General features: G+C 67.6%; 18 protein-coding genes and 3 pseudogenes. 3 read left to right on the forward strand and 18 right to left on the reverse strand.

Features of this window, described 5'->3' with window-relative positions; translation table 11 throughout:
* Positions 1-218: 218 nt before the first annotated feature.
* Positions 219-1,748: pseudogene (locus H7U32_RS10690) on the forward strand (DUF975 family protein); the annotation flags it as partial.
* Between the two features lie 47 nt (positions 1,749-1,795).
* On the opposite strand, the gene H7U32_RS01910 reads toward H7U32_RS10690, so the two are convergent.
* From H7U32_RS01910 to H7U32_RS01955, 11 genes and pseudogenes are all read right to left on the reverse strand, one after another.
* Positions 1,796-2,596 carry a HesA/MoeB/ThiF family protein gene (locus H7U32_RS01910; RefSeq protein ID WP_239457417.1) on the reverse strand — a complete coding sequence of 267 codons (801 nt, stop codon included), beginning with the start codon at positions 2,594-2,596 and terminating at the stop codon, positions 1,796-1,798.
* A 29-nt stretch (positions 2,597-2,625) separates the two neighbouring features.
* Entirely contained in the window at positions 2,626-3,495 is an 870-nt protein-coding gene (locus H7U32_RS01915; protein WP_204467563.1) for a thiazole synthase, read from the reverse strand.
* A gap of 49 nt (positions 3,496-3,544) precedes the next feature.
* The gene (thiS, locus tag H7U32_RS01920; RefSeq protein ID WP_204467565.1) at positions 3,545-3,739 is read right to left on the reverse strand and encodes a sulfur carrier protein ThiS; all 195 of its coding nucleotides are present in this window, start codon (positions 3,737-3,739) and stop codon (positions 3,545-3,547) included.
* A 351-nt stretch (positions 3,740-4,090) separates the two neighbouring features.
* Positions 4,091-4,549, reverse strand: coding sequence for an FtsX-like permease family protein (locus H7U32_RS01925; protein WP_204467567.1), 459 nt, complete (start codon positions 4,547-4,549; stop codon positions 4,091-4,093).
* A 69-nt stretch (positions 4,550-4,618) separates the two neighbouring features.
* Entirely contained in the window at positions 4,619-5,335 is a 717-nt protein-coding gene (locus H7U32_RS01930) for a hypothetical protein (protein WP_204467568.1), read from the reverse strand.
* Between the two features lie 67 nt (positions 5,336-5,402).
* On the reverse strand, positions 5,403-6,620 hold the full coding sequence (locus tag H7U32_RS01935; RefSeq protein ID WP_306452346.1) for an alkaline phosphatase: 1,218 nt from the start codon (positions 6,618-6,620) through the stop codon (positions 5,403-5,405).
* Positions 6,603-6,764: pseudogene (locus tag H7U32_RS10695) on the reverse strand (helix-turn-helix domain-containing protein); the annotation flags it as partial. The gene H7U32_RS01935 and the pseudogene H7U32_RS10695, both read right to left, overlap by 18 nt.
* 63 nt (positions 6,765-6,827) lie before the next feature.
* Positions 6,828-9,419: a TIM-barrel domain-containing protein gene (locus H7U32_RS01940; protein ID WP_440201420.1), complete on the reverse strand. Its 2,592-nt coding sequence runs from the start codon at positions 9,417-9,419 to the stop codon at positions 6,828-6,830.
* Positions 9,420-9,772: 353 nt separating this feature from the next.
* The gene (locus tag H7U32_RS01945) at positions 9,773-10,600 is read right to left on the reverse strand and encodes a carbohydrate ABC transporter permease (protein ID WP_204467574.1); all 828 of its coding nucleotides are present in this window, start codon (positions 10,598-10,600) and stop codon (positions 9,773-9,775) included.
* Between the two features lies 1 nt (position 10,601).
* A complete protein-coding gene (locus H7U32_RS01950; protein ID WP_204467576.1) occupies positions 10,602-11,534 on the reverse strand; it encodes a carbohydrate ABC transporter permease in 933 nt (310 codons plus the stop codon).
* A 15-nt stretch (positions 11,535-11,549) separates the two neighbouring features.
* On the reverse strand, positions 11,550-12,932 hold the full coding sequence (locus H7U32_RS01955; protein ID WP_239457418.1) for an extracellular solute-binding protein: 1,383 nt from the start codon (positions 12,930-12,932) through the stop codon (positions 11,550-11,552).
* Between the two features lie 401 nt (positions 12,933-13,333).
* On the opposite strand from H7U32_RS01955, the pseudogene H7U32_RS01960 reads away from it, so the two are divergent.
* Positions 13,334-14,337: pseudogene (locus H7U32_RS01960) on the forward strand (LacI family DNA-binding transcriptional regulator).
* 73 nt (positions 14,338-14,410) lie between these two features.
* On the opposite strand, the gene H7U32_RS01965 reads toward H7U32_RS01960, so the two are convergent.
* Positions 14,411-16,126 (reverse strand): hypothetical protein, encoded by a 1,716-nt coding sequence (locus H7U32_RS01965; protein ID WP_204467578.1) that lies wholly within the window; start codon positions 16,124-16,126, stop codon positions 14,411-14,413.
* 289 nt (positions 16,127-16,415) lie between these two features.
* Here H7U32_RS01965 and H7U32_RS01970 point away from each other — a divergent pair, with 289 nt between their 5' ends.
* Positions 16,416-16,925 carry a GNAT family N-acetyltransferase gene (locus H7U32_RS01970; protein ID WP_204467580.1) on the forward strand — a complete coding sequence of 170 codons (510 nt, stop codon included), beginning with the start codon at positions 16,416-16,418 and terminating at the stop codon, positions 16,923-16,925.
* 228 nt (positions 16,926-17,153) lie between these two features.
* Here H7U32_RS01970 and argH read toward each other — a convergent pair whose 3' ends face one another.
* From argH to argB, 6 genes are all read right to left on the reverse strand, one after another.
* Positions 17,154-18,632, reverse strand: coding sequence for an argininosuccinate lyase (gene argH, locus H7U32_RS01975; protein WP_204467581.1), 1,479 nt, complete (start codon positions 18,630-18,632; stop codon positions 17,154-17,156).
* Between the two features lie 155 nt (positions 18,633-18,787).
* On the reverse strand, positions 18,788-20,026 hold the full coding sequence (locus H7U32_RS01980) for an argininosuccinate synthase (RefSeq protein ID WP_204467583.1): 1,239 nt from the start codon (positions 20,024-20,026) through the stop codon (positions 18,788-18,790).
* A 102-nt stretch (positions 20,027-20,128) separates the two neighbouring features.
* Positions 20,129-20,653 (reverse strand): arginine repressor, encoded by a 525-nt coding sequence (gene argR, locus H7U32_RS01985; RefSeq protein ID WP_204467585.1) that lies wholly within the window; start codon positions 20,651-20,653, stop codon positions 20,129-20,131.
* A gap of 14 nt (positions 20,654-20,667) precedes the next feature.
* Positions 20,668-21,633, reverse strand: coding sequence for an ornithine carbamoyltransferase (gene argF / locus H7U32_RS01990; protein ID WP_204467586.1), 966 nt, complete (start codon positions 21,631-21,633; stop codon positions 20,668-20,670).
* A gap of 48 nt (positions 21,634-21,681) precedes the next feature.
* Entirely contained in the window at positions 21,682-22,983 is a 1,302-nt protein-coding gene (locus H7U32_RS01995) for an acetylornithine transaminase (protein ID WP_204467588.1), read from the reverse strand.
* On the reverse strand, positions 22,973-23,926 hold the full coding sequence (gene argB, locus H7U32_RS02000) for an acetylglutamate kinase (RefSeq protein WP_204467589.1): 954 nt from the start codon (positions 23,924-23,926) through the stop codon (positions 22,973-22,975). The genes H7U32_RS01995 and argB overlap by 11 nt, the downstream gene beginning before the upstream one ends.
* Positions 23,927-23,968: the final 42 nt, after the last annotated feature.

Below are 23,968 nucleotides of genomic sequence, written 5' to 3' on the forward strand. Positions count from 1 at the left end.
CGCCTCGGCAGGAGGAGAGGGACATGAACCATGCGACACGCAAGGCAATGAAGGCCCAGGCCCGTGTGACGCTGCGCCGTCACTACTGGCTGCTCGTCGTGACCTGTCTGGCCGCGGCGTTCCTCGGCACGGGATACGCCTCCACGCTGCTGCCCCTGACCGCGCAGGTCGATGTCGCCCCGGCGGACGGGACCGGCGACGTGGCCTCGCAGCTGTGGATGCTGGTGGGGGACATCGCCGGCGGAGACGAGGACAGGGCCCGCAGCCAGGTGTCCGCGAACGAGGACGCCATCAGGAACGGAGACGTCAATCCGGCGCTGGGACGCTCCCGCGGGGTGTTCGCCCAGGTGCTCAACGCCTTCTCCTCGGGACGCGTGGTGCTCTCCGTGCTGGACGCGGCACGGTCGATATCCTGCTCGTCCAGCGTGGCCGTCATCGTGCTCGTCCTCGTGGCGCTTGCCGTCCTCTGCTTCGTCTGGCTGTTCCTCCAGGAGACGTACCGCGTCGTGGACCGGCGCATCGTGCTCGAGGCGCGCACCTACGAGCGGGTTCCGGCGGCGCGGTTCCTCTATCCGCTGCAGACCCGCCGGTGGGTCCGCATGGCCTGGGTCATGTTCGTGCACAGCGTGTATCTGACGCTGTGGATGTTCACCGTCGTGGGGTTGCCCATCAAGACGTTCTCCTACTTTCTCGTCCCCTACATCGTGGCGGAGAATCCGTCCGTGAAGGCGAACGAGGCGATCTCCCTGTCCCGTCGGATGATGAAGGGCCACAAGTGGGAGTGCTTCGTGGCGCATCTGAGCTTCGCCGGCTGGTGGCTGCTGACGATGGCGTCCTTCGGACTGGTGGGAGTCCTCTACGCCAACGGATACCGTTCCGCGTTCTTCGCCCACTACTACGCCTCGCTTCGCGCCAGGGCCAGGCAGGACGGGATGCCCGGATCGCAGCTGCTGTGCGACGACGCCCTGTATGTCAGGCCCGATCCGGCCACGGTGCGTGCCGCCTACGCCGATGCGGAGGATGCCCTTGCCCGGATGCACGACGAAGCGGGCACGGCGCGGCGCCCGACCGGGGCCACCGGCTTCCTCGCCCGCTGGTTCGGCATCCTGCTGCGCCGTGACGGCACCGTGGCGCGCTGGGAACGGTACGAGGCCCATCTCGAGGCCGTCTCCGAGGGACGTGAGATTCTCGAGGGACGCCTCTATCCGGGACGCCTCGCCCCCGTGCCGATGCCGCTGCGCATCGGCGTCTCCGCCGTCCAGGGCGCCCTGCGCAGCTACACGCTGACGCATCTGGCGGCCATGTTCCTCATCTTCTGCCTCGTGGGCTGGGTGTGGGAGGTCGTGCTGGCCTTCCTCACCGAGGGCGTCTTCGTCAACCGGGGAACCCTGCACGGCCCCTGGCTTCCGATCTACGGCTCGGGAGGCATCGCCATCCTCGTCCTGCTCCGCAAGCTGCGCAGCCGTCCGGCGCTGCTCTTCGTCGGCGCGGTGGTCCTGTGCGGCACGCTGGAATACGGCGCCTCCTGGTATCTGGAGGCCGCGCACGGCGAACGCTGGTGGGACTATTCCGGCTACTTCCTCAACCTCAACGGCCGGATCTGCGCCGAGGGTCTGCTGGTGTTCGGCCTGGGCGGCATGGCGATCACCTATCTGCTGGCCCCGGCGCTGGACGAGCTGCTGAACCGCGTCGACGGGAAGGCCTTCACCGCGGTCGTCGTGGCGCTGCTGCTCGTCTACGGCGTCGACCAGGTGTATTCACTGTACCGTCCCAACTCCGGCGCTGGCATCACCGACTACCGGGCGGCGCCGGAGCCCTCCGCGCGTCCGCTGCCGCACACGGGGCATGCCGGGTCGGCGGCGGGAAGGTCGATGCGGCGCACGGCCATGGTCCGCGTGTCCACGGTCAGCAGTCTGCCGGACAGCGATTCGCCGACGCCGGTCAGGAGCTTGAGCGCCTCGGCGGCCTCCATCGACCCCACGACGCCGACGGCCGGTCCGAACACGCCGATGTCGTGACTGGTGGGCAGGCTGCCGGCCTCCGGCTCGTCCGGGAACAGGCAGCGGTAGCAGGGCCCCTCCCCCGGCACAATGGCCATCACCTGGCCGGCGTAGCCGACGACGCCGGCGTGGACCAGCGGCGTGCCGGCACGCACGCAGGCGTCGTTGAGCAGGTATTTCGTCGCGATGCCGTCCGAGCAGTCGACCACGAGGTCGTGGTCGGCGACCAGACCGTCCACGGTGGCCGCGTCGACGCGCATCCGCCGCGGCTCGACGTCCACCTCCTGGTTCAGCGCGCGGATGGCCTCGGCGGCGGAATCCACCTTGGGAAGGCCGGCGCGCGCCGTGGTGTGGATGATCTGGCGCTGCAGGTTGCTGACGTCCACCGTGTCGTCGTCCGCGATCGTCAGCGTGCCGACGCCGGCCGCGGCCAGGTAGAGGCAGACGGGAGAGCCGAGGCCGCCGGCCCCGACGACGAGGACGCGGGAGCGGACGAGCCGTTCCTGCGCCGCCTCGCCGAAGCCGTCGAGGATCAGATGGCGCGCGTAGCGGCTGCGCTGTGCCGGCGTCAACGGCGCGTCATGCGCTGGCATCATGCCCGTTCCCCTTTCCCCGGCGCGGCCGGTCAGTGCAGGTAGCCGGTGGTCGGGCTGGAGGGCACGGCCTGCCCCTCGGTGACCTTGCCCAGGCCCGCCAGGTAGGCGGCGCGGCCGGCCGCGATGGCGTGGCGGAAGGCCTCGGCCATGAGCGGGATGTTGCCGGCGGAGGCGACGGCCGTGTAGGCCATCACGGCGTCGGCGCCCATCTCCATCGCCTCGGCGGCCTGGCTGGGCCGGCCGATGCCCGCGTCGATGATGACCGGCACGGTCGCCTGGTCGATGATGATGCGGATGAAGTCGCGCATGCGCAGGCCCATGTTGGAGCCGATGAGCGAACCCAGCGGCATGACGGCCGCGGCGCCCGCGTCCTCGAGCCGCTTCGCGTCGATCGGGTCGGGGAACATGTACGGCATGACGACGAAGCCCTCTTTCGCCAGCATCTCGGTGGCGCGGATGGTCTCGGCGTTGTCGGGCAGCAGGTAGCGGGTCTCGTGCTCGATCTCCACCTTGACGAAGTCGGTGCCGCACACCTCGCGGGCGAGGCGGGCGATGCGCACGGCCTCCTCTGCGTTGCGCGCGCCGGAGGTGTTCGGCAGCAGCGTGATGCCCTCGGGAATGTAGTCGAGCACGCTGTTCTCGGTGGTGGTGGCACGGCGCAGCGCCATCGTGACGATTTGGGTGCCGGCGTGCTCGACGGCGGCGCGGATGAGGTTCAGGTCGTAGCGGCCGGAGCCGAGGATGAAGCGCGAGATGAACTCGTGGCCGCCGAGGTTCAGCGGCGTGTCCTCGACGGCGCCCTGCGGCGCGGCTGTGCCGACCGGGTTGTGCGTCTCGGGCTGCGGGGGCAGCGGCGTGGCGGCGACGGAGGCTTCGGTGACGGGTTCGATGACGGACATGGGTGTTCCTTTCGATGGAGGCATGGACGTGGATGGGCGGGGACGGGGCTCAGCCGCCCTGGACGATCTGCACGATCTCCATGACGCTGCCGTCCGTGAGCATCGTGTCGGCACGCCGGTCCCTGGGCACGATTCGCCCGTCGAGTTCCACCGCGACGAGCTCGGGCCGGTACCGGTGCGCCGACAGATAGTCGGCGACGCTGACCGGCGCCTCGAGCGTGACGTGTTCGCCGTTGACCTGCATGGACGGCTCCTTCCTGACGGGTGTGGCTGCGTTCAAAAAAAGGGCGCACGGAACCGAGCCGTACCCTGAGTGGTGCGCCCATCCATGAACCCTGTCATGCGACCGGCGGACCGCTGCGGTGGGGCAGGGTCCGGCGGCTTGATTATCGACGTCCGTGGGTCCGGTGCGGCGGGGATTGGCCCGGCATGGCGGGAAAGCTCTCCGTCGGGCTCCCGCACTGGGCGGCGACGTGTCCTTCCGGCGGCATGACCCGCGTCAAGTTCCCCGGTCGAAGCCTGTCGCTTCCTCTCAGCCCGTGGGCTCCCGGTCGTCCTGCGCGTCAGTGTAGCCCGCGAGCGGGACGTGGCCGGCTCAGTCGACGGACTTGAGCGACTCGACCATGTCGATTGCGGCCAGCCTGGGGCGCATCGCCAGCATCACGACGGCGGCGAACAGTCCGGTCAGCAGGAACGCCCACAGGTAGCTCGCCGCGTGGATGGTCCGTCCGAACATGACGACGTCCACCTCCACCGTGGTGATGACGAAGCCCTCGAGCCAGGTGCCGAGCCCCAGCTCGGCCAGCGCGCCGACGAGGACGAGCACCCCCACCTCGCGGAACACGTAGGCGTCGACCTCGCCGCGGCGGAAGCCCAGCACCTTGAGCGTGGCGATTTCGCGGATCCGCTCGCCGATGTCGATCGTCGTCAGGTCGTACAGCACGATGAACGCCAGCGCCGCCGCGACGATGAGCACGACCACGATCACGTCGATGGCGCTGAGCATCGTGCGGTACGTGTCGACGCTGGTCTGCACGTATCCCACGGTGGCCACGGCCCGGTCGGCGCGCAGCGCGTCGGCGAGCCGGTCACGCGCCTCCTGCCCGGCGGGCGCGGTCGCATACTAGGTGCCGTAGGCCAGGTCCGTGTCCCAGCCGTCGGCGCCCCGGGCGAGCCGGGCCCAGGCGTCGGGGCCCAGGTAGACGACGTTGCCCACGTAGTTCTCGACGACGCCGGTCACCGGAATGCGCCGGGCGGCGCCGGTCGCATCTCCCATGGCGTTCTGCCGGGACAGCGCCAGGTCGTCGCCCGCAGCGACGCCCAGCGTCCGGGCGGCCTTCTCGGTGACGAGCACCGAGTCCGCGCCGAAGGCCACGGGCCGGTGTCCGATTCGTTCGCGAAAGTCGATCGAGCGGGACAGACGCGCGGGGTCGCGGGCGACGACCACCTGCACGGCCAGGTCGTCGGAGCCGGAGCCCTTCGCCAGCATGGCTCGCGCATCCACGCGCGTCAGATCCTTCGCCCCGCCGTCGGCGAGCATGCGCCGCACCCGCCCGGCCGAGGCGTCGTCGAGGCCACGCGCGGTGGAGACGGTCATGTCGTAGCGCTGGATCTGGCCGAACTGAACGTCGATGATGTCCCAGATCGCGTCGTGCAGGCCGAAGCCGACGAGCATCAGCGCCGTGCAGCCGCTGACGCCGATGACGGTCATGAGGAAGCGCCGCTTGTAGCGCAGGATGTTGCGCGCGCTGACCTTCCAGGAGAACGACATGCGTCGCCACAGCGGGCCGATGCGCTCCAGCAGGATGCGCCGGCCGGCCTTGGGCGCCTTGGGCGTCATGAGCGCGGCGGGCCGTTCGCGTAACGGCCGTCATGTCCTTATACGGCCGCGCATCCGCGCCGCGGACTCAGTGACGACGGCCCTTGACCGTCTTCAGCGCGAGCGCGGTGGAGACCAGCGCGGCGATCAGCACGACCACCGCAGCGATCGCGGAACCGGTCTTGTCGAGCACCCCGGCCACGCCGGTCTGCTGGCCGGCGGCGGAGGTGTTGTCGCCGGGGTTCTCGACGGTCTCGCCGGGCACGACCTGGGAGTCGTCGCCGGCTGCGGCCGCCGGGGCCTGGAAGTCCTTGGCCACGACCTTGCCGGACTGGCGGCCGGTGATGGTCACGCGGTAGGTCTTGCCTTCGGTGAGCTTGCCGGTCAGGTCGATGCTCATGGTCTGGTCGGTGCGGACGCGCACGCCGGAGACCGGGTCGGTCGCCTCGCCGGAGGTGGCGATCACGGCGTCGCCATTCGTCGGGTCGGTGACGGTGTAGGTGACGGACGCATCGCCGTTGAAGCCGGAGAACTCGACGCGCTGACCCTTCTCGTCGACGACGAGGTTCGCGTCGGCGCCGTCGGACAGGGTCTTCATCTGGTCGGTGGTCTCGGCCAGGTCGAGGGCGTTGGCGATGGTGAAGAAGTTGTCGGTCTGGTCGGTCAGGCCGTTGACGCGCTGCGCGCCGGGGCCGGAGGCGGCGATGCGCAGCTGGGTGCCGGTGTGCTCCATATCGCCCTGGCCGTAGCCCTTGGTCGGGTCGGCGGCGTCCGGGTCGGCGCTGGGGGCGGTGCCATAGGAGACGACCATCCGCTCGCCGAGCTTGTTGACCAGGATGGTGCTCAGCGCGTAGGCCGGCGGCTCGTTGACGATCTGCGAGGTGTGCGCGTGGTCGGCGGTCACGATGATGAGGGTGTCCTTGAGGTCCACCTTCTTCAGGGCGGCGGAGATGGCCTTATCAAGGTCGTCGGTTTCGCCGATCTGGCCGCAGGCGTTGGCGTTGTGGTCCTGCTTGTCGATCGAGGCGCCCTCGACCTGCAGGAAGAAGCCGTTCCGGCTCTTCGGGTTGGCCTGGAGCAGGTCGATCGCCTTGTCGGTCATGTCGGCGAGCGAGGCGGAGTTGCCGTTGGCGTTCTTGTTGCCGAGCCAGTCGGGGTTGACCGCGCACTGGATCGGGTCCTCATCCTTGGCCGGGTCCTTCTTGGTGGCCACGGACGGGGCGAACTGGGTCTGCAGGTTGCCTTCCGCCATCAGGGCGAGGACCGGCTTGCCGGTGTACTCCAGCGCGTTGAGCGCGAACCACAGTCCCCGTTTCAGCTCGCGGCTGACGGTGGCCTTGTCCCGGCCGACCAGCCTAGCCGTTTCCCTGACGCTCAGACCCTGCTCGCAATGCAGCCTCTCGATCCGGATCCGCTCGTCCGGGGACAGGTGCGAATAACATGTACCCACGAGTGCAACACCTCCAGCTGGAACCTAGACACTTCCAACCCTAGGCAGGTGTTGCACTTCTATCTAGAACCCGCGCGAGGTAGTGCGAACCACCGCTGGGCATAAACTCCTCAGCAGTACCTCTTCCAAGGCGCCGATCACGCTTTCGGGCATATGCGACTGGAAGAAGTCACGCTCATTGCACTGCTCGCGCTCCAGCGTGCGCAGCCCCGGAATCGCGGCCACACCGTAGCGGCTGATCTGCGTCATGGCATGCTCCTTGGTGGTGTACAGCATCTGCGCGTCAAACAGGATGCGTTCGCAGTCCGCCTCGACCGGGGATTCGGCCAGGGCAAGCCCTTGCGGGAACAGCACCTGGATCCGCGCCGAGGAGGGCACGTCGTACAGCTTCACGCTCAGGCTCATCGTCTCCGCATCGTAATCCACCATCGTGGTGCCGACCAGGTCCTTGTCCCAGGCTTCGCCGCCGACGATCACCTGCATGGCCGATCGGGCCACGCCACGGAAAATCAGGGTCCAGTCGCGCCGTTCCGGCACCACCGACGTGTTGCCGGTCGGCGCTTCGATGACGAATTGCGGGGAGCGCCCATCATCCCACTGCCAGGTCATGGCGGTCACGGCCGTGGCGGATTCCTGCGCCGCAGCGGCGTCGGCGCACACCTCGCGGAACTCGCCGGAGTCCTCGCGCATGGCGAACGAGCCGTCCGCACCGGGGAAGATCACCACATCCAACGCACGCGGGTTCACGGTCATATCCGAAAGCGGATCGGACTGCATCGGCACGATGCCGCCGGCCTTTGTGAACACCGGAATCCGGTCGATTGTGCGCCACACCGCCAGGCGGCGGCCCGCCGGATCGGCGGCTGCATAGCGGCGGCCGTCGAAGAAGTCGAACCAGTCGCCCTGCGGCAGCCAAGCATCGGCCTTACCGCGCATCGAGGCCTTGTCCATCGGGTCGACCACCGGTGCCACCACCAGCTCGGTGCCGAACCGGAACTCGTCGGGCACCTCGTAGGACTCGCCCAGATTCGGGTTGGCCCAGTACATCGGTTCGACGATCGGATCGCCGTCCACGGCGGCGCGCCAGTTCATCGTGTACAGGTACGGCATCAGCGCCTGGCGCAGCCGCAGCACGTCCACCATCGCCGAACGCACCGGCTCGTGGAAGTTCCATGGTTCCTTGCCGGAGAACGGCGAGCAGCTGGAGTGCAGGCGATTGATCGGGCTGAACGCGCCCAGCTGGTACCAACGGGCTTCCAGCTCCTCGTCGCGGTAGCCGAACATATGGCCGCCGATGTCGTGGCTCCACCAGCCGTAGCCGATGTTGCTCGCGGTTGAGGTGAAGTACGGCTGGAACTTCAGCGACTTCCAGGTGATCACGGTGTCCCCGGAGAAGCCGACCGGGTAGCGCTGCGAGCCGGGGCCGGCGAAGCGCGAGAACGTCAGCGGCCAACGGCCGTCGCGGGCCGAGTCGCAGTAGTGCATGTGGTTGAGCACCCATAGCGGGTCCAGGCCGGGCTGGCGGGTCACGCCGCCCTGCTGCCAGTCGATCCACCAGAAGTCGATGCCGTCGGCCTCCAGGTCGTGGTGCATGTCGAAGTACGCCTGCACGAACTTCGGGTTGGTCAGGTCGAACTCGACCGGCTCCTGGGCCTCCGCATCCACGCCGACCGTGGCGGCGGCCTTGGCGTAGGGCTTCTCGAAGGCGCGGATGCCGTCGCGCGGATGGATGTTCACCGTGGTGCGCAGGCCGCGCTCGTGCAGGCCGTCCAGGAAGCGCTTGGGGTCGGGGAACAGCTTGGGGTTCCACGTGTAGCCGGTCCAGCCGGAGCCGTACTTGGGGTCGACGTCGTCCACCAGATGCCAGTCCATGTCGATTACCGACGCGGTGAACGGAATGCCTTCGCGCTTAAACCGGTCCATCAGGTCCAGGTACTCCTCCTCGGAGTACCGGTAGTAGCGGCTCCACCAGTTGCCCAACGCATAGCGGGGCAGCAACGGCGCCGGCCCGGAAAGCTTCTGGAAGTCGTGGACGGCCTCGCGGTAGCGGCGGCCGTAGCCGAAGAAGTAGATGTCGGTTTCGCGATGGTCGCGCGGGGCGACGCCGATGCCGCCGTACGCCACGACGCCGTCGGGCAGGTTGCCGTCCGCGTCGGCGGTGACGAACACGTTCGACGCGGAATCATCCAGCACGGCCCAGCCATCGCGGGAGATCACGCCTTGTCCGAGCGGAATCGCGCCGTCGGCCTCATCGAGCGTGCGTGCGGTGCCGCCGAGATTGCCTTTGGGATCGTCGCCGTAATGCCAGGTGTTGAACTGCGAGTCCGGCACGCCCTTGACGACGATTGTCAGCCCCTCCTTGCTGAACGGCTTGCGGTCGTAGGTCAGACGCAACGCCGGCGTTTCGACGACGAGCATCCCGCCGCGTTCGCCGGTGGTGTAATCCACGGCACCAGACGGCAGGAAGGCGCGGTCGACGGCCATCAGCGTGGCTCGGTCCTCGAACTCGCCGCTGTCGGACCATTCCAAACGGATCAGGGATTCGGTGATCAGTCCGATGCGCCAGTGCTCACCTTGCAGCGTGGTGGTCGGACTCATTGCGGGATGCATGCCCCGCAGGAAGCGGCCAAAACCCTGAAAGTCCTGAGAAGACATGCGCTTCCAACTCCTTTGTTTCATTGTGCTTCAATGGATGATTACGCTTGCACGCAAGTATAGTGCAAACGTTCGCAAAACACGCCTTACTGTCATGCGCAGAAATTGCCACGCTTGCCGCGCCCTCCGGTGAAGGCCGTCACAGCGGGGCACGCCCGCCCCACCTTGCGCCCGAATCGGGGGATTCTTTGGTTGTTAGCGCAATCATAGGGGCCAAAACGTAAGAATCCCCCGATTCGGACACAAGGGACGGGACCCGGATGGCGTCCGCCCGTCCGACCGAGGCCGCGGGGCTTAAGCTTCCGGTGTTTGGCCATGCCCTGGGCCCGCCCCATCCGCCTGGGAGGGGCGGCTTACTTGCCTCTGCCGGTGGCGATGCCGGCGATGAACTGCTTCTGGAACACCATGTAGACGATGATCACCGGGATGATCGCCAGCGAGGTGGCCGCGAACAGGCCACCGTAGTCGGTACCGTACTGGCCGTTGAACATCTTCAGGCCCACCGACAGCAGCATCTTGTCGCTATCGGTGATCATCAGGAACGGCCACAGGTAGTCCTCCCAGTTCCACAGGAACGTGAAGATCGCGAGCGCGGCGATGCTGTTGCGGCTCATCGGCAGGATGATCTGGTGGAAGATGCGGGCGTCGCTGGCGCCGTCCAGCTTGGCGGCCTCAATGATCTCGTCGGAGATCGAGCCGATGGACTGGCGGAACAGGAACACGCCGAAGCCGGAGACCAGGCCGGGCACGATAAGCGAACGGTAGGTGTCGAGCCAGCCGAACTGCACCATCATCTCGTACTGGGGGATGATCGTCACGGCCCACGGCAGCATCATGGTGCTCAGCACCGCGCCGAACAGAATGTTGCGGCCGCGGAAGTGCATCTTGGAGAAGACGTAGCCGAGCACGGCGCTGATGTAGATGATGAGGACCGTCTTGACCGTGGCGATGACCACCGAGTTGGCGAACAGCCGGAAGAAGTTGAACGTCTCCTGGATGTTGGCATAGTTGTCGAGGGTCGTAGGCGCGGGGAAGATGCCGCCGGTGATCTTGACGATCTCGCTGTTCGTCGCGAACGACGAGACGAACATCCAGATGAACGGCACGATGGTGACGAGCGCCAGCGCAAACAGCAGGATCGTCACGATGATGGAGACAACGTTGCGGGTTTTCTTGGTCATGTCACGCCTCCGTGTTGTCGCCCGACGCCTTGAACATGAGGATCGTCAGGATGCCGGTCAGCACAAACAGGATGACGCTCATCGCCGATGCCGTGCCGAAGTTGTACTTCTGGAACGCCTGGTCGTAGATCAGGTAGCTGATGGTGTAGGTGTCGGTGCCGGGGCCACCCTTGGTCATCACGAGGATCTGCACATACGCCTGCAGGTAGGAGATCAGCGAGGTGATGACGATGAGCAGCGTGGTGGGCTTGAGCAGCGGCAGCGTGATCGACCGGAAGGTCTGCCACCAGTTGGCGCCGTCGATCTGTGCCGCCTCGTACACGTCGCGCGGCAGCGCCATGATGCCGGCGAGATACAACACGGTGGCGTAGCCGAAATCCTTCCAGATGGTCATGATGATGACCGCCGGCATGGCGTAACGCGAATCGTTGAGCCAGCTGATGTCGAGTCCGGTGATCTTGTCGATCATGCCGCACTGCGGATCGAACATCCACATCCACACGAAGGAGACGGCCACCAGCGGGGTGATCGTCGGCATGTAGAACAGGCCGCGCAGCGTGTCCTTGCACTTGACGAGCTTGGAGCTCAGCAGCAGCGCCAGCGCCAGGCCCAGCACCACGCGGAACAGGATGGAGAAGAACGAGTAGATCGCGGTGTTCCACAGTGACTTCCAGAACAGGCCGTCGGTCAGCACGTTGACGAAGTTGTCGAACCCGACCCAGTCGTACTTGTCGATCAGCGGGTTCCAGTCGTGCAAGCTGCCCGCGAAGGCGCTGAAGATCGGGTATGCCATGAACACGGCGAAGTAGACGACGAGCGAGACCACGGCGATGTTGCGCATCGTGAAGATGCGACCCAGCACCTGCCTGGCGCCCGAGACCTCCCCGGAGGCCGGCTGCGCGGCGCGTGCCGCGCTGCGATTGACATTGGTCATGATGTGCGTTCCTCCTTAGTCCTTGCGCTCGTCATAGTGCGCGTAGCGGCTTTCCATCGAGGTGAAGTCGCTGTCTTCCATGTCGCTCATGATCAGCTCCTGCGAGTAGGCGACGGCCGAATCGACATCCTGACCCTTCTGCAACACGTTCTCGAACGCGATCTGCGGACTGGTCTCCAGGGTGGAGGGCGTCGGGCCCGGCCAGATCAGACGATCGAGGCGCGGGGCGATGACGGCCATCATCGGGTTGTCGAGGATCTCCGGATCGTCCTGCAGGGACTTCTTGCCCGGGAACGAATTCAACACGTCGGAGGCGATGCGCATGTAGTCGTCGTTGGCCAGGATGAAACGGATGAAATCCTGGGCGACGGCCTTCTGTTCATCGCTCTGGTGGACGTTGATGCCGGGGGTGGACTCGCCGTTGTACCGGTCGTACGCGAACGGAGTCTCCTCGCTGAACGCCGGCGTGGGGAAGACGCCGTAGTTCACGTCCGGATATTTGGTGGCCAACGTGCCGACGTAGGAGCCCCAGTCGTAGATCATCGCGGTCTGGTTGTTGCCGAAGCTCAGTTCGCGGTCATCGCCGAAGTTGACCGCGCCCACCTGGTACTCGTCGTACAGGGACTGCAGGAATTCGAGGTTCTCCTTGGTGGTCTCGCAATCGTAGTTGGCGGTGTGGCCGTCCTCCTGGAACATCAGCACGCCCTTTTGGTAGTTCAGCCCCTGCCAGGCCGCCTTGTAGCTGCCGTTGATGTTGAAACCGGCCTGCACCATCGTGTCCCCGTCGAACTTGGTGAGCTTCTGCGCCACCTCGATCAGCTCGTCCCACGTGGTCGGAATGTCGGCTTCCGTCAGTCCGGCCTCGGCCCACAGGTCCTTGTTGTAGAAGATGGCGCCGGTGTTGATGACCGAGTCGATGTACTTGACCTCGCCGTTCTCGTCGACATGGGTGTCGACGAATGTGTAGTCGGTCTCAAGGTCCTCGAGCGGAATGTCGTATGGCTCCATATGCGGGCGGATCAGCGCGTCATAGGAGTTGTGGACGTTGAACAGCACCGGGGCGTTCTTGTTGCCCTTGAGCGAGAGCGGCAGTTTGGTCCAATAGTCGTCCCATGCCACCACGTTGACGTCGATACGGACGTTGGGATGGATCTTCTCGTACTGCTGGATCATCTGGTAGATCGGGTCGGTGGCGGCCTGCCCCCACGTCCAGTACTCCACGGTGATCTGCTGTCCGTCATTGACCAAATGGTTGGGGTCGTAGGTAATGGCGTCGCCCATCACCTCGAGGCCCTTGTCCGCTTGGGTATCGACCACAGGAGAGTCTTCGGCGGCACCGCAACCGGCAAAACCGATGATGCCACCGGTTGAACCACTGGAAACACTTGTTTTACTCAACTAATTTGACTATGTTCTGCAACCCGTTACAATACTTGGAAAATTCTTCGGCATAAAACCGGTTCGACTCACATCCTCCGGCGTGTCGCACCTGCATACACAGCCTGCGGTCCGCGGATCAAGGATCAGGCTCCGCCGAAACCATCGCATCCCGCACACGGCCTCAGCATTCCGCCGCGTCAATCCCAGACCTCGCGCGGATCCCACCCAAGGCGGACCCGACCCGCAGCCCCGTCGCCGAACCTCACCGCAGACCGCTCGGATACCCGCCGCTACACCTTGACTCGCGTACGATAGAATTGCAACATGCAGTCACCCAACCATGCACTGCATAAACCAAGTCCGCAATACCGCGCCATACTGCCCCGCAGCGGCATTGCCACCGATTGCAAAGAGGACGTATGAAAGCAAGCGTCAACGATGTGGCCGAACGGGCCGGCGTCTCCGTCTCCACGGTCTCCCGCGCATTCACCCGCCCCGAGCTGGTTTCCGAACGCACCCGGAAGAAGGTGCTGCAGGTGGCCGAGGAGCTGAACTTCTCCGTCTCCCGCTCCGCCGCCGCGCTCAAGCGTGGCCAGACCTTCCGCATCGCACTGTTGTCGGGCGGCCATATCGACTGGTTCTCCGCACGCATCCTGGAGGGACTGAACTCGGTGCTGCATGAGACCGGCTACGACTTCTCGATCTACGCCATCTCCCATGACGAGGAACGCGCGCGCTTCTTCGAACAGCTCCCGGTACGCCGCAACGCCGACGCGATCATCGTTTCCTCCTTCAACCTGAATCGGGACGAAACCGAACGGCTACGCGCCATGGGCATCCCCGTGGTCGGCATCAACGTGGTCTCGACCGACGGGTTCGACGCTTCGATCGGCATCGACGACACCGGCGCCATCCAGATGCTCGTCCGCCATCTGGTATCGCTCGGGCACCGTCGCATCGCCTATCTCTATGAGGAGGCCATATCCCCGCTCCGATTCAGCTCATACCGACGCGTAACGGGATTCACCGATCTGTGCGACGAGCTCGAAGGGGTCTCAGTCACCGCCATCAAGGTCGGCAACGGCGATGATTGCATCAACGCCGCCGTCACCGCCCTGTTCAGCAGTTCCGAACCACCCACCGCCATCTGCGTCCACCAGGATTCCTGGGCGATACCGCTGTTCCTTCGCCTGCCCCAATATGGCATCCGCATCCCCGAGGATCTGTCCATCACCGGATTCGACGACAGCGATTTCGCCGAAGAGGTCGGCCTGACCACCATCCGCCAGCGCCCCGGGATATGGCGGCGACGGCGGCGCGCATGGCGCTCGACCTCATCGACGGCAAAACGCTTGAGACCCCGCACATCACCGCACCCGTGCAGCTGATGCTGCGTCATTCCACCGCCGCCCCGCGGGCCTGAGCGGGGCGGTTCGTCCGACACGCCGAGGGGTGCGGCAAACCACCCCCAGAAGTTTGCCGGGTTCCTTGGAAAATCAAGGAAGCCGGCAAAACTTCGGCACCAGGTTTGCCACACCCCTCGGCGTGTCACACCCTATGCACCGGCCCGAGCCGCATAGACCCAGGCCGCGAAGACTCAGACCATGAGCATCGACCTGACCGGCAAGCTCACCGAAGGCAAGACCTACCGCGTGACCATCACCGGCCGCCAGTCCGGCAAGGTCGTGGCCAAGGACTTCCAGGCCCCGGCGGCCGCAGCCGGCGACGACTCCCAGGTCGTGCCCGGCGAGACCGTCGAGAACCCCGGCGACAACACCTCCGCCGCCGGCCAGCAGACCGGCGTGGCCGGGGTGCTCGACAAGACCGGTTCCGCGATCGCTGCGGTGGTCGTGCTGATCGCCGCGCTGGTCTCCACCGCGCTCGCGCTGAAGACGGTCAAGGGCCGTCGTCACTGAGTCCGCGGCGCGGATGCGCGGCCGTATAAGGACATGACGGCCGTTACGCGAACGGCCCGCCGCGCTCATGACGCCCAAGGCGCCCAAGGCCGGCGAGACGGGCAGCGGGAACGGGATGGGCGGCACCGCGTAGATGATCGCGTATGCGTTCATGACCACGACAGGCAGCAGCTGGCACAGCGCCGCGATGCTGTCCATGCGTTCGCTGTCGGCGCGGTAGGTGGCGTGGGATTCGCTGGCCGTGCGGTCGAGGACGACGATGTCCGGCTTGGCGATGGACTCGGCCTGCCGGGTCGCCTCGTCGATCCGGGCCTGGGCTTGGGCGGCCTGGTCCTGGGCCGCCTGCAGCGCCTGCGCGGATTGCGGCGACGGCTGCTGCTGTGCGGCCTGGGCTGCCTGGGCGGCGGCGAGCTGGGTCGTGGTGCGTTCCAGCTGGGCGCGCATCGCCTCGACCTGTGCCATGGCCTGGTCGCGCAGGTCGTCGCGGCGGGCGGTGGCGAGGCGCGGCACCTGGTCGCGGATCCGGTCGGCCACGGCGTCGACCGTGTTCCGGTAGCCGTCCGAGCTGTCCTGTTCGCCCCGGGCGCCGTCGACCGTGAGATACAGCTCGGTGTAGGGCGTGTCGCCGAAGGTGTCGCGTGGCACGTACAGCACCTGGTCGAGCTGTCCGGTGCCGAGCGTCGTCGTCCCGAAGCTCACGGTGTACGGATAGTTGGGCGAGCTGACGGTGCCGACGATGGTGAGGCGCCTGCCGTCGATCGAGGTGTCGCCGCCTTCGGCGACGGAGCCGATGCGCGCCGTGCCGCCGATGCGCACGTCGTCGTGGGCGTCGGCGAGCGCGACGGCCTCGTCGGCGGCGCGGGGCCATCGTCCGTCGCGCAGGATGAGCCGGTTGAGGTAGTCCCCGTCGTCGGAGGAGACGGCGGCGTCGCCGTCGGCGTGCGACCAGGCCGCTGCCTCGGGCAGGAGGGAGACGCGCACGGCCTGCTGGCGGCCGCCGATCCGCGCCATCGCATCGGTGGCGATGGACGGCATGACGGCGTCGACGCCGTCGACGGCAGCGACGCGGCGCGCGTCGTCGTCGGAGAAACCCAGCGTGGAGACGAGACGCAAGTCCCACAGGTGCGTGCCGTCGTAGTAGCGGTCGGCGGCGGCACGCATGTCTGGGCCGCCCATCGTCAGGCCGGCGAGGAAGCCGCATCCCAGCGCCACGATGCCCACGATCGCCAGGAAGCGGCCGAGCGTGGCCCGGATGTCCCGCCGGACGATGGTGCCGAACGATCCATGTCCGCGCATGCTCCGACCTCCCAGCCTCGATGCTCGATATCCCCCATTCTCGCGCGTCCCGGGACCTCGGCCCTGCCGGCCCAGTCGGCAAGCGTCCGTGGCTTCCGTAGCGACATGCGCGAGGCGCTCGGCAGGGACGTGGACATGGTGCGCAAGGGCTATCTGACGGATCCAATCGAGAACCGGTTGGCCTCGTTGCAGCGCGACTACTTCCTTGATTCCCTATCTGGTCTTGGTCCGTGTCCATCTGGCGGACATGACCGGCCGGCGCCCATGCTCCACAGGCGACGATGGGCGCATGGGGATGGATGTTCGGATCGTTCGGCTGACCGACGGGTGGCTTGACCGGAAGGCGCAGCTACATGCGCAGACCTGGCATGAGACGTACGCGGGACTGCTGGCGGCGCCGGCGGTGGCGATGGTCACGCCCGAGTTCGCCCGCCGGTGCACGATACGCCACGACTATGCGACGTGCCTGCTTGTCACGGTCGGTGACCGGGCCGTGGGATACGCCGAGTTCCTGGTGCCGGCCCGGCCTCCCGTCACCGACCCGACCTGCGCCGAAGTCGCCTCGCTGTACGTGCTGCGGAGTCATCAGTGCCTTGGCATCGGCCGGCGGCTGCTCCGGGCCGCCATGGAGGCGACAGGACGCCCAGACCGGATCGTGCTGTGGATGTTCGCCGGTAACGACCGGGCGCTGGGATTCTACCGTCACATGGGTTTCCATCCGACCGGGCGCAGGCAGCACGAGGACATCGGCGACAGCATCGAACTCGCCAATTTCACGGCGCAGAGCGCCGACTACTGACAGCCCGCCACCCCCACGCAAGACGCTGTGCCGCCAGACGACGGCATCCGCACGATGCCCGTGCGGCAAACCGTACTCTTACGGACGGTCAGCGTACGGTTCGCCGCAGTCTTACGGTCTCCATGCGACAAACCGTACGCTCACGCGCGCTCAGAGTACGGTTCGCCGCAGGGGGCTGCGCGCCATGCCCCCCTACGCCGCTTCCCCGCGGCGGGACTGGGCGGCGGCTCAGAAGGTGCCGGGGGCGCGGTAAGCGGGGCCGTCGGAGGTGGAGTCGGCGAAGACGCGCATCTCCTCGACCTGGCGCTTGGCGTCGGCGATCTGCTCGCGCACACGCCCGTAGGCGGTGCCTCCCTTGCCGTTGCGCGCGTTGACCGAACCGTGGCTGGAGAGCACCTCGCGCACGCCCTTCGCCTCGTCGGCGGGCAGGAACGCGGCGAAGGTGGAGGCGAAGTCGTCGTCCGTCAGGTCCCACAGCTCGCAGCCGCGGCCTTCGGCGATCTTCACGCAGGCGCCGGAAAGCTCGTGGGCGTGGCGGAACGGCACGCCGTGCTTGACGAGCCATTCGGCGATGTCGGTGGCGAGCGCGAAGCCGGTGGGGGCCTCGGCCTCGAGCCGGTCGGCGTCGAAGCGCATCGTGCGCACCATGCCGGTGAAGGCGGGCAGCAGCACCTCGAGCGTGTCGACCTGGTCGAACACGGCTTCCTTGTCCTCCTGCAGGTCGCGCGCGTAGGCGGTGGGCAGGCCCTTGAGGGTGGCGAGCAGGCCGGTCAGGTCGCCGATGAGGCGGCCGGACTTGCCGCGCGCCAGTTCGGCGATGTCCGGATTCTTCTTCTGCGGCATGATCGAGGAGCCGGTGGAGTAGGCGTCGTCGAGGCGCACGAAGGCGAACTCCTGCGTGTTCCAGATGATGATTTCCTCGGACAGGCGGGAGATGTCCACGCCGGTCATCGCGGCGACGAACGCGAATTCGGCGACGAGGTCGCGGGCGGCGGTGCCGTCGATGGAGTTGTCGGTCACGCGGGCGAAGCCGAGCTCGCGGGCCACGGCCTCCGGGTCCAGGCCGAGCGTGTTGCCGGCGAGCGCGCCGGAGCCGTACGGGGAGGCGTTGACGCGGCGGTCCCAGTCCATGAGACGTTCGATGTCGCGCAGCAGCGGCCACACGTGGGCCATGAGCTGATGGGCCAGGAGCACGGGCTGGGCGTGCTGCATGTGGGTGCGGCCGGGCATCACGGTGTGGCCGGCCTTCTCGGACTGGGCGATGAGCGCGTCCACGAGCGCGATGAGCTCGCGGGCGATATTGCGCGCATGGCGTCGCAGCCACATGCGGATCAGGCAGGCGATCTGGTCGTTGCGCGAGCGGCCGGCGCGCAGCTTGCCGCCGAGCTCGTCGCCGGCGATCTCCAGCAGGCCGCGTTCCAGGGCCGTGGCCTCGTCCTCGTCGTCCTCGACGGGCGCGAAGGCGCCGGAGTCGACGCGGCGCTGGAGCTCGTCGAGCGCCGCCTCCATGCGCGCCAGCTCGTCGTCGGTGAGCAGTCCGGCGCGGCCGAGCGCGCGGGCGTGGGCGCGGGAGCCGGCGATGTCGTCGTCAGCCAGGCGCCAGTCGAACTGGGTGGACTTGGACAGGCGCGCGAGTTCCGGCGAGGGGCCGGAGGAGAAGCGGCCGCCCCACAGGGCGAGATGTTCGGTGTCGTTGTGTTCAGCCATGCCACCCACTGTAGCGGCATGGCCTCCCCCGCCGCCGGAGTCGCCCTCATACCGGATGCGCGGGCCGTGCGACGAATACGGCGGGAGGCTCCCGGATGGGGAGCCTCCCGCCGTGACTAGGCATGGACCGGCCGGAGCCGGTCAGCGCAGGCACGTCACTCGACGGTGTTCTCCGGCACCTCGATGCCGTTGCCGAAGCGCACGTCGCGGGCCGCGGCGACGCGGGACGGCAGGCCGTAGATGTCGATGAAGCCGTTGGAGGACTTCTGGTCGAAGGTGTCGCCGGAGTCGTAGGTGGCCAGCTTGTAGTCGTACAGCGAGGTATCGGAGCGACGGCCCGTGACGACGGCGCGGCCGCCGTGCAGGGTCATGCGAATCTCGCCGGAGACGTACTTCTGGGTCTCCTCGATGAACGCGTTGAGCGAGCGGACGGCGGGGCTGAACCACTGCGCGTCGTACACGAGCTCGGCCCAGCGCTTGTCCAGGTCGCGCTTGATGCGGTGCTGCTCGCGCTCCAGGCAGCAGTTCTCGAGCTCCTGGTGGGCGGTGATCAGGGCCACCGCGCCCGGGGCCTCGTACAGCTCGCGGGACTTGATGCCCACGAGGCGGTCCTCGATGAGGTCGATGCGGCCGATGCCCTGGGCGCCGGCGCGGCGGTTCATCTCCTCGATGGCCTGCAGCGGGGTCACGTCGCGGCCGTCGATCTTCACCGGCACGCCTTCCTTGAACTCGATGGTCACCTCGTCCTCGACCGGTGGGAAGGCCGGGTCGTCAGTGTAGGTGTAGCAGTCCTTGGTCGGCGCGTTCCACGGATCCTCGAGGAAGCCGGTTTCGATGGCGCGGCCCCACACATTCTGGTCGATGGAGTACGGGCTCTTCTCGGTCTGCTCGATCGGCAGCTGGTGCTCCTTGGCGAAGGCGATCTCCACGTCACGGGTCAGGGACAGGTCGCGGATGGGGCTGATGGCCTTCAGCGTCGGATCGATCGAGGCGATGGACACCTCGAAGCGCACCTGGTCGTTGCCCTTGCCGGTGCAGCCGTGGGAGATGGTGTCGGCGCCGAACTGGTGGGCGGCGCGCACGAGGTGCTTGGAGATGAGCGGACGGGAGATGGCGGAGACGAGCGGGTACACGCCCTCGTACATCGCGTTGGCTTTGAGGGCCAGCATGCAGTACTCGTCGGCGAACTCCTCGCGGGCGTCCACGACGTACGCCTCGACGGCGCCGCAGGCGAGCGCGCGCTGCTTGATGGTCTCGAGGCTCTCGCCGCCCTGGCCGACGTCGAGGGACACGGCGACGACGTCCTTGCCGGTGCGCTCCTTGAGGTACGGGATGGCGACGGAGGTGTCCAGGCCGCCGGAATAGGCCAGGACGAGGCGGTTCTTATCGCTCATGGTGACAACCTTTCTTCAACGTTGCTGCAAGTATATGCATAGGTCTGTATAACTATGCATGGCGTGTGGCCGTGGCGTTCCGTTTCGCCCACACGCGCCCCCTCATTTGGCGGATACGAGGCCCAGGAGCCAGTGGCTCCACGCCTCGGCGGTGGCGTCGTCGGCGCAGACGGCCATCACGGTGTCGTCGCCGGCGATCGTGCCGAGCACGCCCTCGATGGGCTGCCGGTCGATGACGCTGGCCACGTACTGGGCGGCCCCGGAGGGCGTGTGCACGACGACGAGGTTGCGCGCGGCCGCCACCGACACGACGAGGCCGCCGAGCACGCGGGCCATCTGCTGCTCGGTGCGTTCGGCGACGATCCCGGCCGTCGCCTGTTCCAGCGGGGTGGCGTTGCCGGGCACGGCGTAGGCTATCGTCCCGTCCTTGAGACGGGTTTTCGTCGCGTCCAGCTCGTCGAGGTCGCGGCTCAGCGTGGCCTGCGTCACCTCGATGCCCTCCCGGGCCAGGATGTCGGAGAGCTGGGACTGGGAGGTGACGACGTGCCGGGCCAGGGCCTCCTCGATGGCGCTGAGGCGGGCGGCTCGGGTGGCCGGCCGCCTCAGCGGCATGCTCGCATCGCTCATGCGGCGTCCATCCGCTACGCCAGCAGGCTCTCGTCGCCGCGGGCCATGCCGGTCAGCCAGGTGAGCAGGGCCTTCTGCGCGTGCAGACGGTTGCCGGCCTCGTCCCAGACCACGGACTGCGGACCGTCGATCACGGAGCTGGTGACCTCCTTGCCGCGGTAGGCGGGCAGGCAGTGCTGGAACAGCGCGTCCGGCTTGGCGAGCGCCATGAGCTCGTCGTTGACCTGGTAGTCCCAGAACGGCTTGGATCGGATCGCGTACTCGGCTTCCTCGCCCATCGACACCCAGGTGTCGGTGAACACGCAGTCGGCGCCGTCCACGGCCGCACGCGGGTCGGTGGTGACGGTGATGGAGCCGCCGGTCTCGGCGGCGATGCGCTTGGCGTCCTCGACGATGTCCGGGCGCGGCAGGAAGCCCTGCGGGCCAGCCACGCGCACATCCATGCCGGCGACGGCGCCGCCGAGCAGATAGGAGTTGGACATGTTGTTGGCCGCGTCGCCCAGGTAGGCGATGGTCTGGTTGCTCAGGTTGTCCACGCCGCCGCGGTGCTCGGCGATGGTCTGGAAGTCGGCGAGGATCTGGCAGGGGTGGAAGTCGTCGGTCAGGGCGTTGACTACCGGATGGGTGGAGTACCGGGCCATCTCCTCGACGTTGGCCTGGCCGAAGGTGCGCCAGACCACGCCGTAGGCCATGCGGTCGAGCACGCGGGCCGTGTCGGCCACGGGCTCGCCGCGGCCGAGCTGGGAGCCAGACTTGTCGATGACCAGCGGGTAGCCGCCGAGCTCGGCCACGCCGATCGAGAAGCTGGAGCGGGTGCGGGTGGAGGGCTTGTCGAAGAGCACGGCGACGGCCTGCGGACCGTCGAACGGGCGCCGGTAGAAGCGGTCCTGGTGGAACTTGATGGCCAGTTCGAGGACTTGCTTCTGCTCCTCGTGGTTGAGGTCGTCGTCGCGCAGCATGTGGCGCAGCTGGGGGGTCATGGGCGCTTCCTTTCGTGGGTGATGGGGTGTGGGTCGGGTCGGGGCGGCTCAGTCGTCGGGCAGGTCGGCCGGCACATCCCGCAGGATGGCAAGCGCCTCGTCGACGTCCGCCGCGCTGACGATGAGCGGCGGCGCCAGGCGCAGCGCGTCGGCGCGCACGGCGTTGACGATGAGGCCGTGTTCCATGCACCAGGCCATGGCGGCGTGGGCGCAGGGGTGGGCGAGTTCGACGGCGTCGAGCAGGCCGCGACCGCGCACGGAGACGTACAGCGGGTTGCCGGTCGCCATGATGCCGTCGCGCAGCTGGCGGCCGCGCTCCTCCGCGTTGGCGACGAGGCCCTCCTGCTCGATGACGTCGAGCGTGGCCATCGCGGCGGCCGCGCCGAGCGGGTTGCCGGCGAAGGTGGAGCCGTGCGACCCGGGGGTGAACAGGGCGGAGAGCTTGGCGCCGAAGGCGATCATGCCACCCATCGGGAAGCCGCCGGCCACGCCCTTGGCGAAGGTGACGATGTCCGGGGTGATGCCGCCGGACAGGTCCTCGCGCTGGAACGCGAACCAGGCGCCGGTGCGGCCGATGCCGGTCTGTACCTCGTCGACGATGAGCAGGGCGTGGTGGGCGTCGCACATGGCGCGCACCTGGCGCACATAGTCGGCGCCGAGCGGCTTGACGCCGGCTTCGCCCTGGATGAGCTCGAGGATGACGGCGGCGACCGGCCCCTTGCCGTAGGGGCCCTGGCCGGTGGCGGCGAAGGCCTCGTGTAGGGCGTAGATGTCGCCGGCCTGCGCGAACTCGATGCCCGGCACCAGCGGCTCGAACGGCTTGCGGATGGCGGGTTTCCAAGTGGCGGAGAGAGCGCCGAGCGTGCGGCCGTGGAAACCGTTGGTCAGCGCGACGATGCGCGCGGGCTTGCCGCCGAGGGCGGGGGCTGCGCCGGGCAGCGTGCGCCCGTACAGCTTGGCGAGCTTGAGGGCGGCCTCGTTGCCCTCGGCGCCGGAGTTGCCGAAGTACACGTGGGAGCCCTCGGGTGCGCCGGCGAGCTTGATAAGCCGGGCGGCCAGGCTGATCTGCGGCTCGGTGGCGAAGTAGTTGGAGGTGTGCGCCACCTTGGCGGCCTGTTCGGCCACCGCCTTGACCCACGCGGGGTGGGCGTAGCCGATGGAGTTGACGGCGATGCCGGCGAGGAAGTCGAGGTACTCGTTGCCGTCGACGTCCCAGATGCGCATGCCCTCGCCGTGGTCCATCACGCGCAGCGGCGTGCCGAACACGCTCATGTGCACGTCGGCGTACTCGCCGAGCCACTTCGAGTCCTCGGGCCCGAGCGTCTCCGGGCCGTGCTGCTCAGCGTTCATAGGTGCTCCTCATCTCGATGCCGTCCTCGGGCACGACCATCGTGCCGATGCCGGCGGTGGTGAATATCTCGTTCAGGATGGAGTGGGGCTTGCGCCCGTCGATGATGTGCGCCTGGGGCACGCCGCCGTCGATGGCGCGCACGCAGGCCTCCATCTTGGGCCGCATGCCGGTCTCCAATTCGGGCAGCATGTCGCGCAGGTTCTCCACGCCGATGCGTCCGATGAGCGAATCGCGGTCCGGCCAGTCGGCGTACAGGCCCTCCACGTCCGTCAGGATCACCAGTTTGCGGGCGCCGACGGCGGCGGCCAGCGCGGCGGCGGCGGAGTCGGCGTTCACGTTGAGCACCTCGGTCGCGTCGTCCTCGTTGGGGGCGACGGAGGAGACGACAGGGATGCGCCCGGCGGCCACGAGGTCCTCGACGGCGGAGGCGTCCACGGACACCACGTCGCCCACCAGGCCGATGTCGGTGGGCTTGCCGTCGATGATGGGCCGGCGCTGCATGGCGGAGAACAGGCCGCCGTCCTCGCCCGACAGTCCCACCGCCAGGGGGCCGTGCGCGTTGATGAGGCCGACGAGTTCGCGCGAGACCTTGCCGGTCAGGACCATGCGCACCACATCCATCGCCTCGGGCGTGGTGACGCGCAGGCCGCCCTTGAACTCGCTTTCGATGTTGAGGGCCTTGAGCATGTGGGAGATCTGCGGCCCGCCGCCGTGCACGACGATCGGGTGCAGCCCCACCTGGCGCAGGAAGACCATGTCCTCGGCGAAGCATTGCTTGAGATGCTCGTCGACCATCGCGTTGCCGCCGTATTTGACGACGATGCGCTGCCCGGCGAACTCCTCCAGCCACGGAAGCGCCTCGATGAGCACCTCCGCCTTCTGGTCGGCGCGCAGGTCGGTGTGCACGTCGAAGTGGAATCCGGGTCCCTTCAGTTCGGCCATATGCGGTCAGTATTCCCTTTCCCGGGCGTGTGCGCCCTCTGG

This window comes from Bifidobacterium pullorum subsp. saeculare (assembly GCF_016899725.1).
Classification (GTDB): domain Bacteria; phylum Actinomycetota; class Actinomycetes; order Actinomycetales; family Bifidobacteriaceae; genus Bifidobacterium; species Bifidobacterium pullorum_C.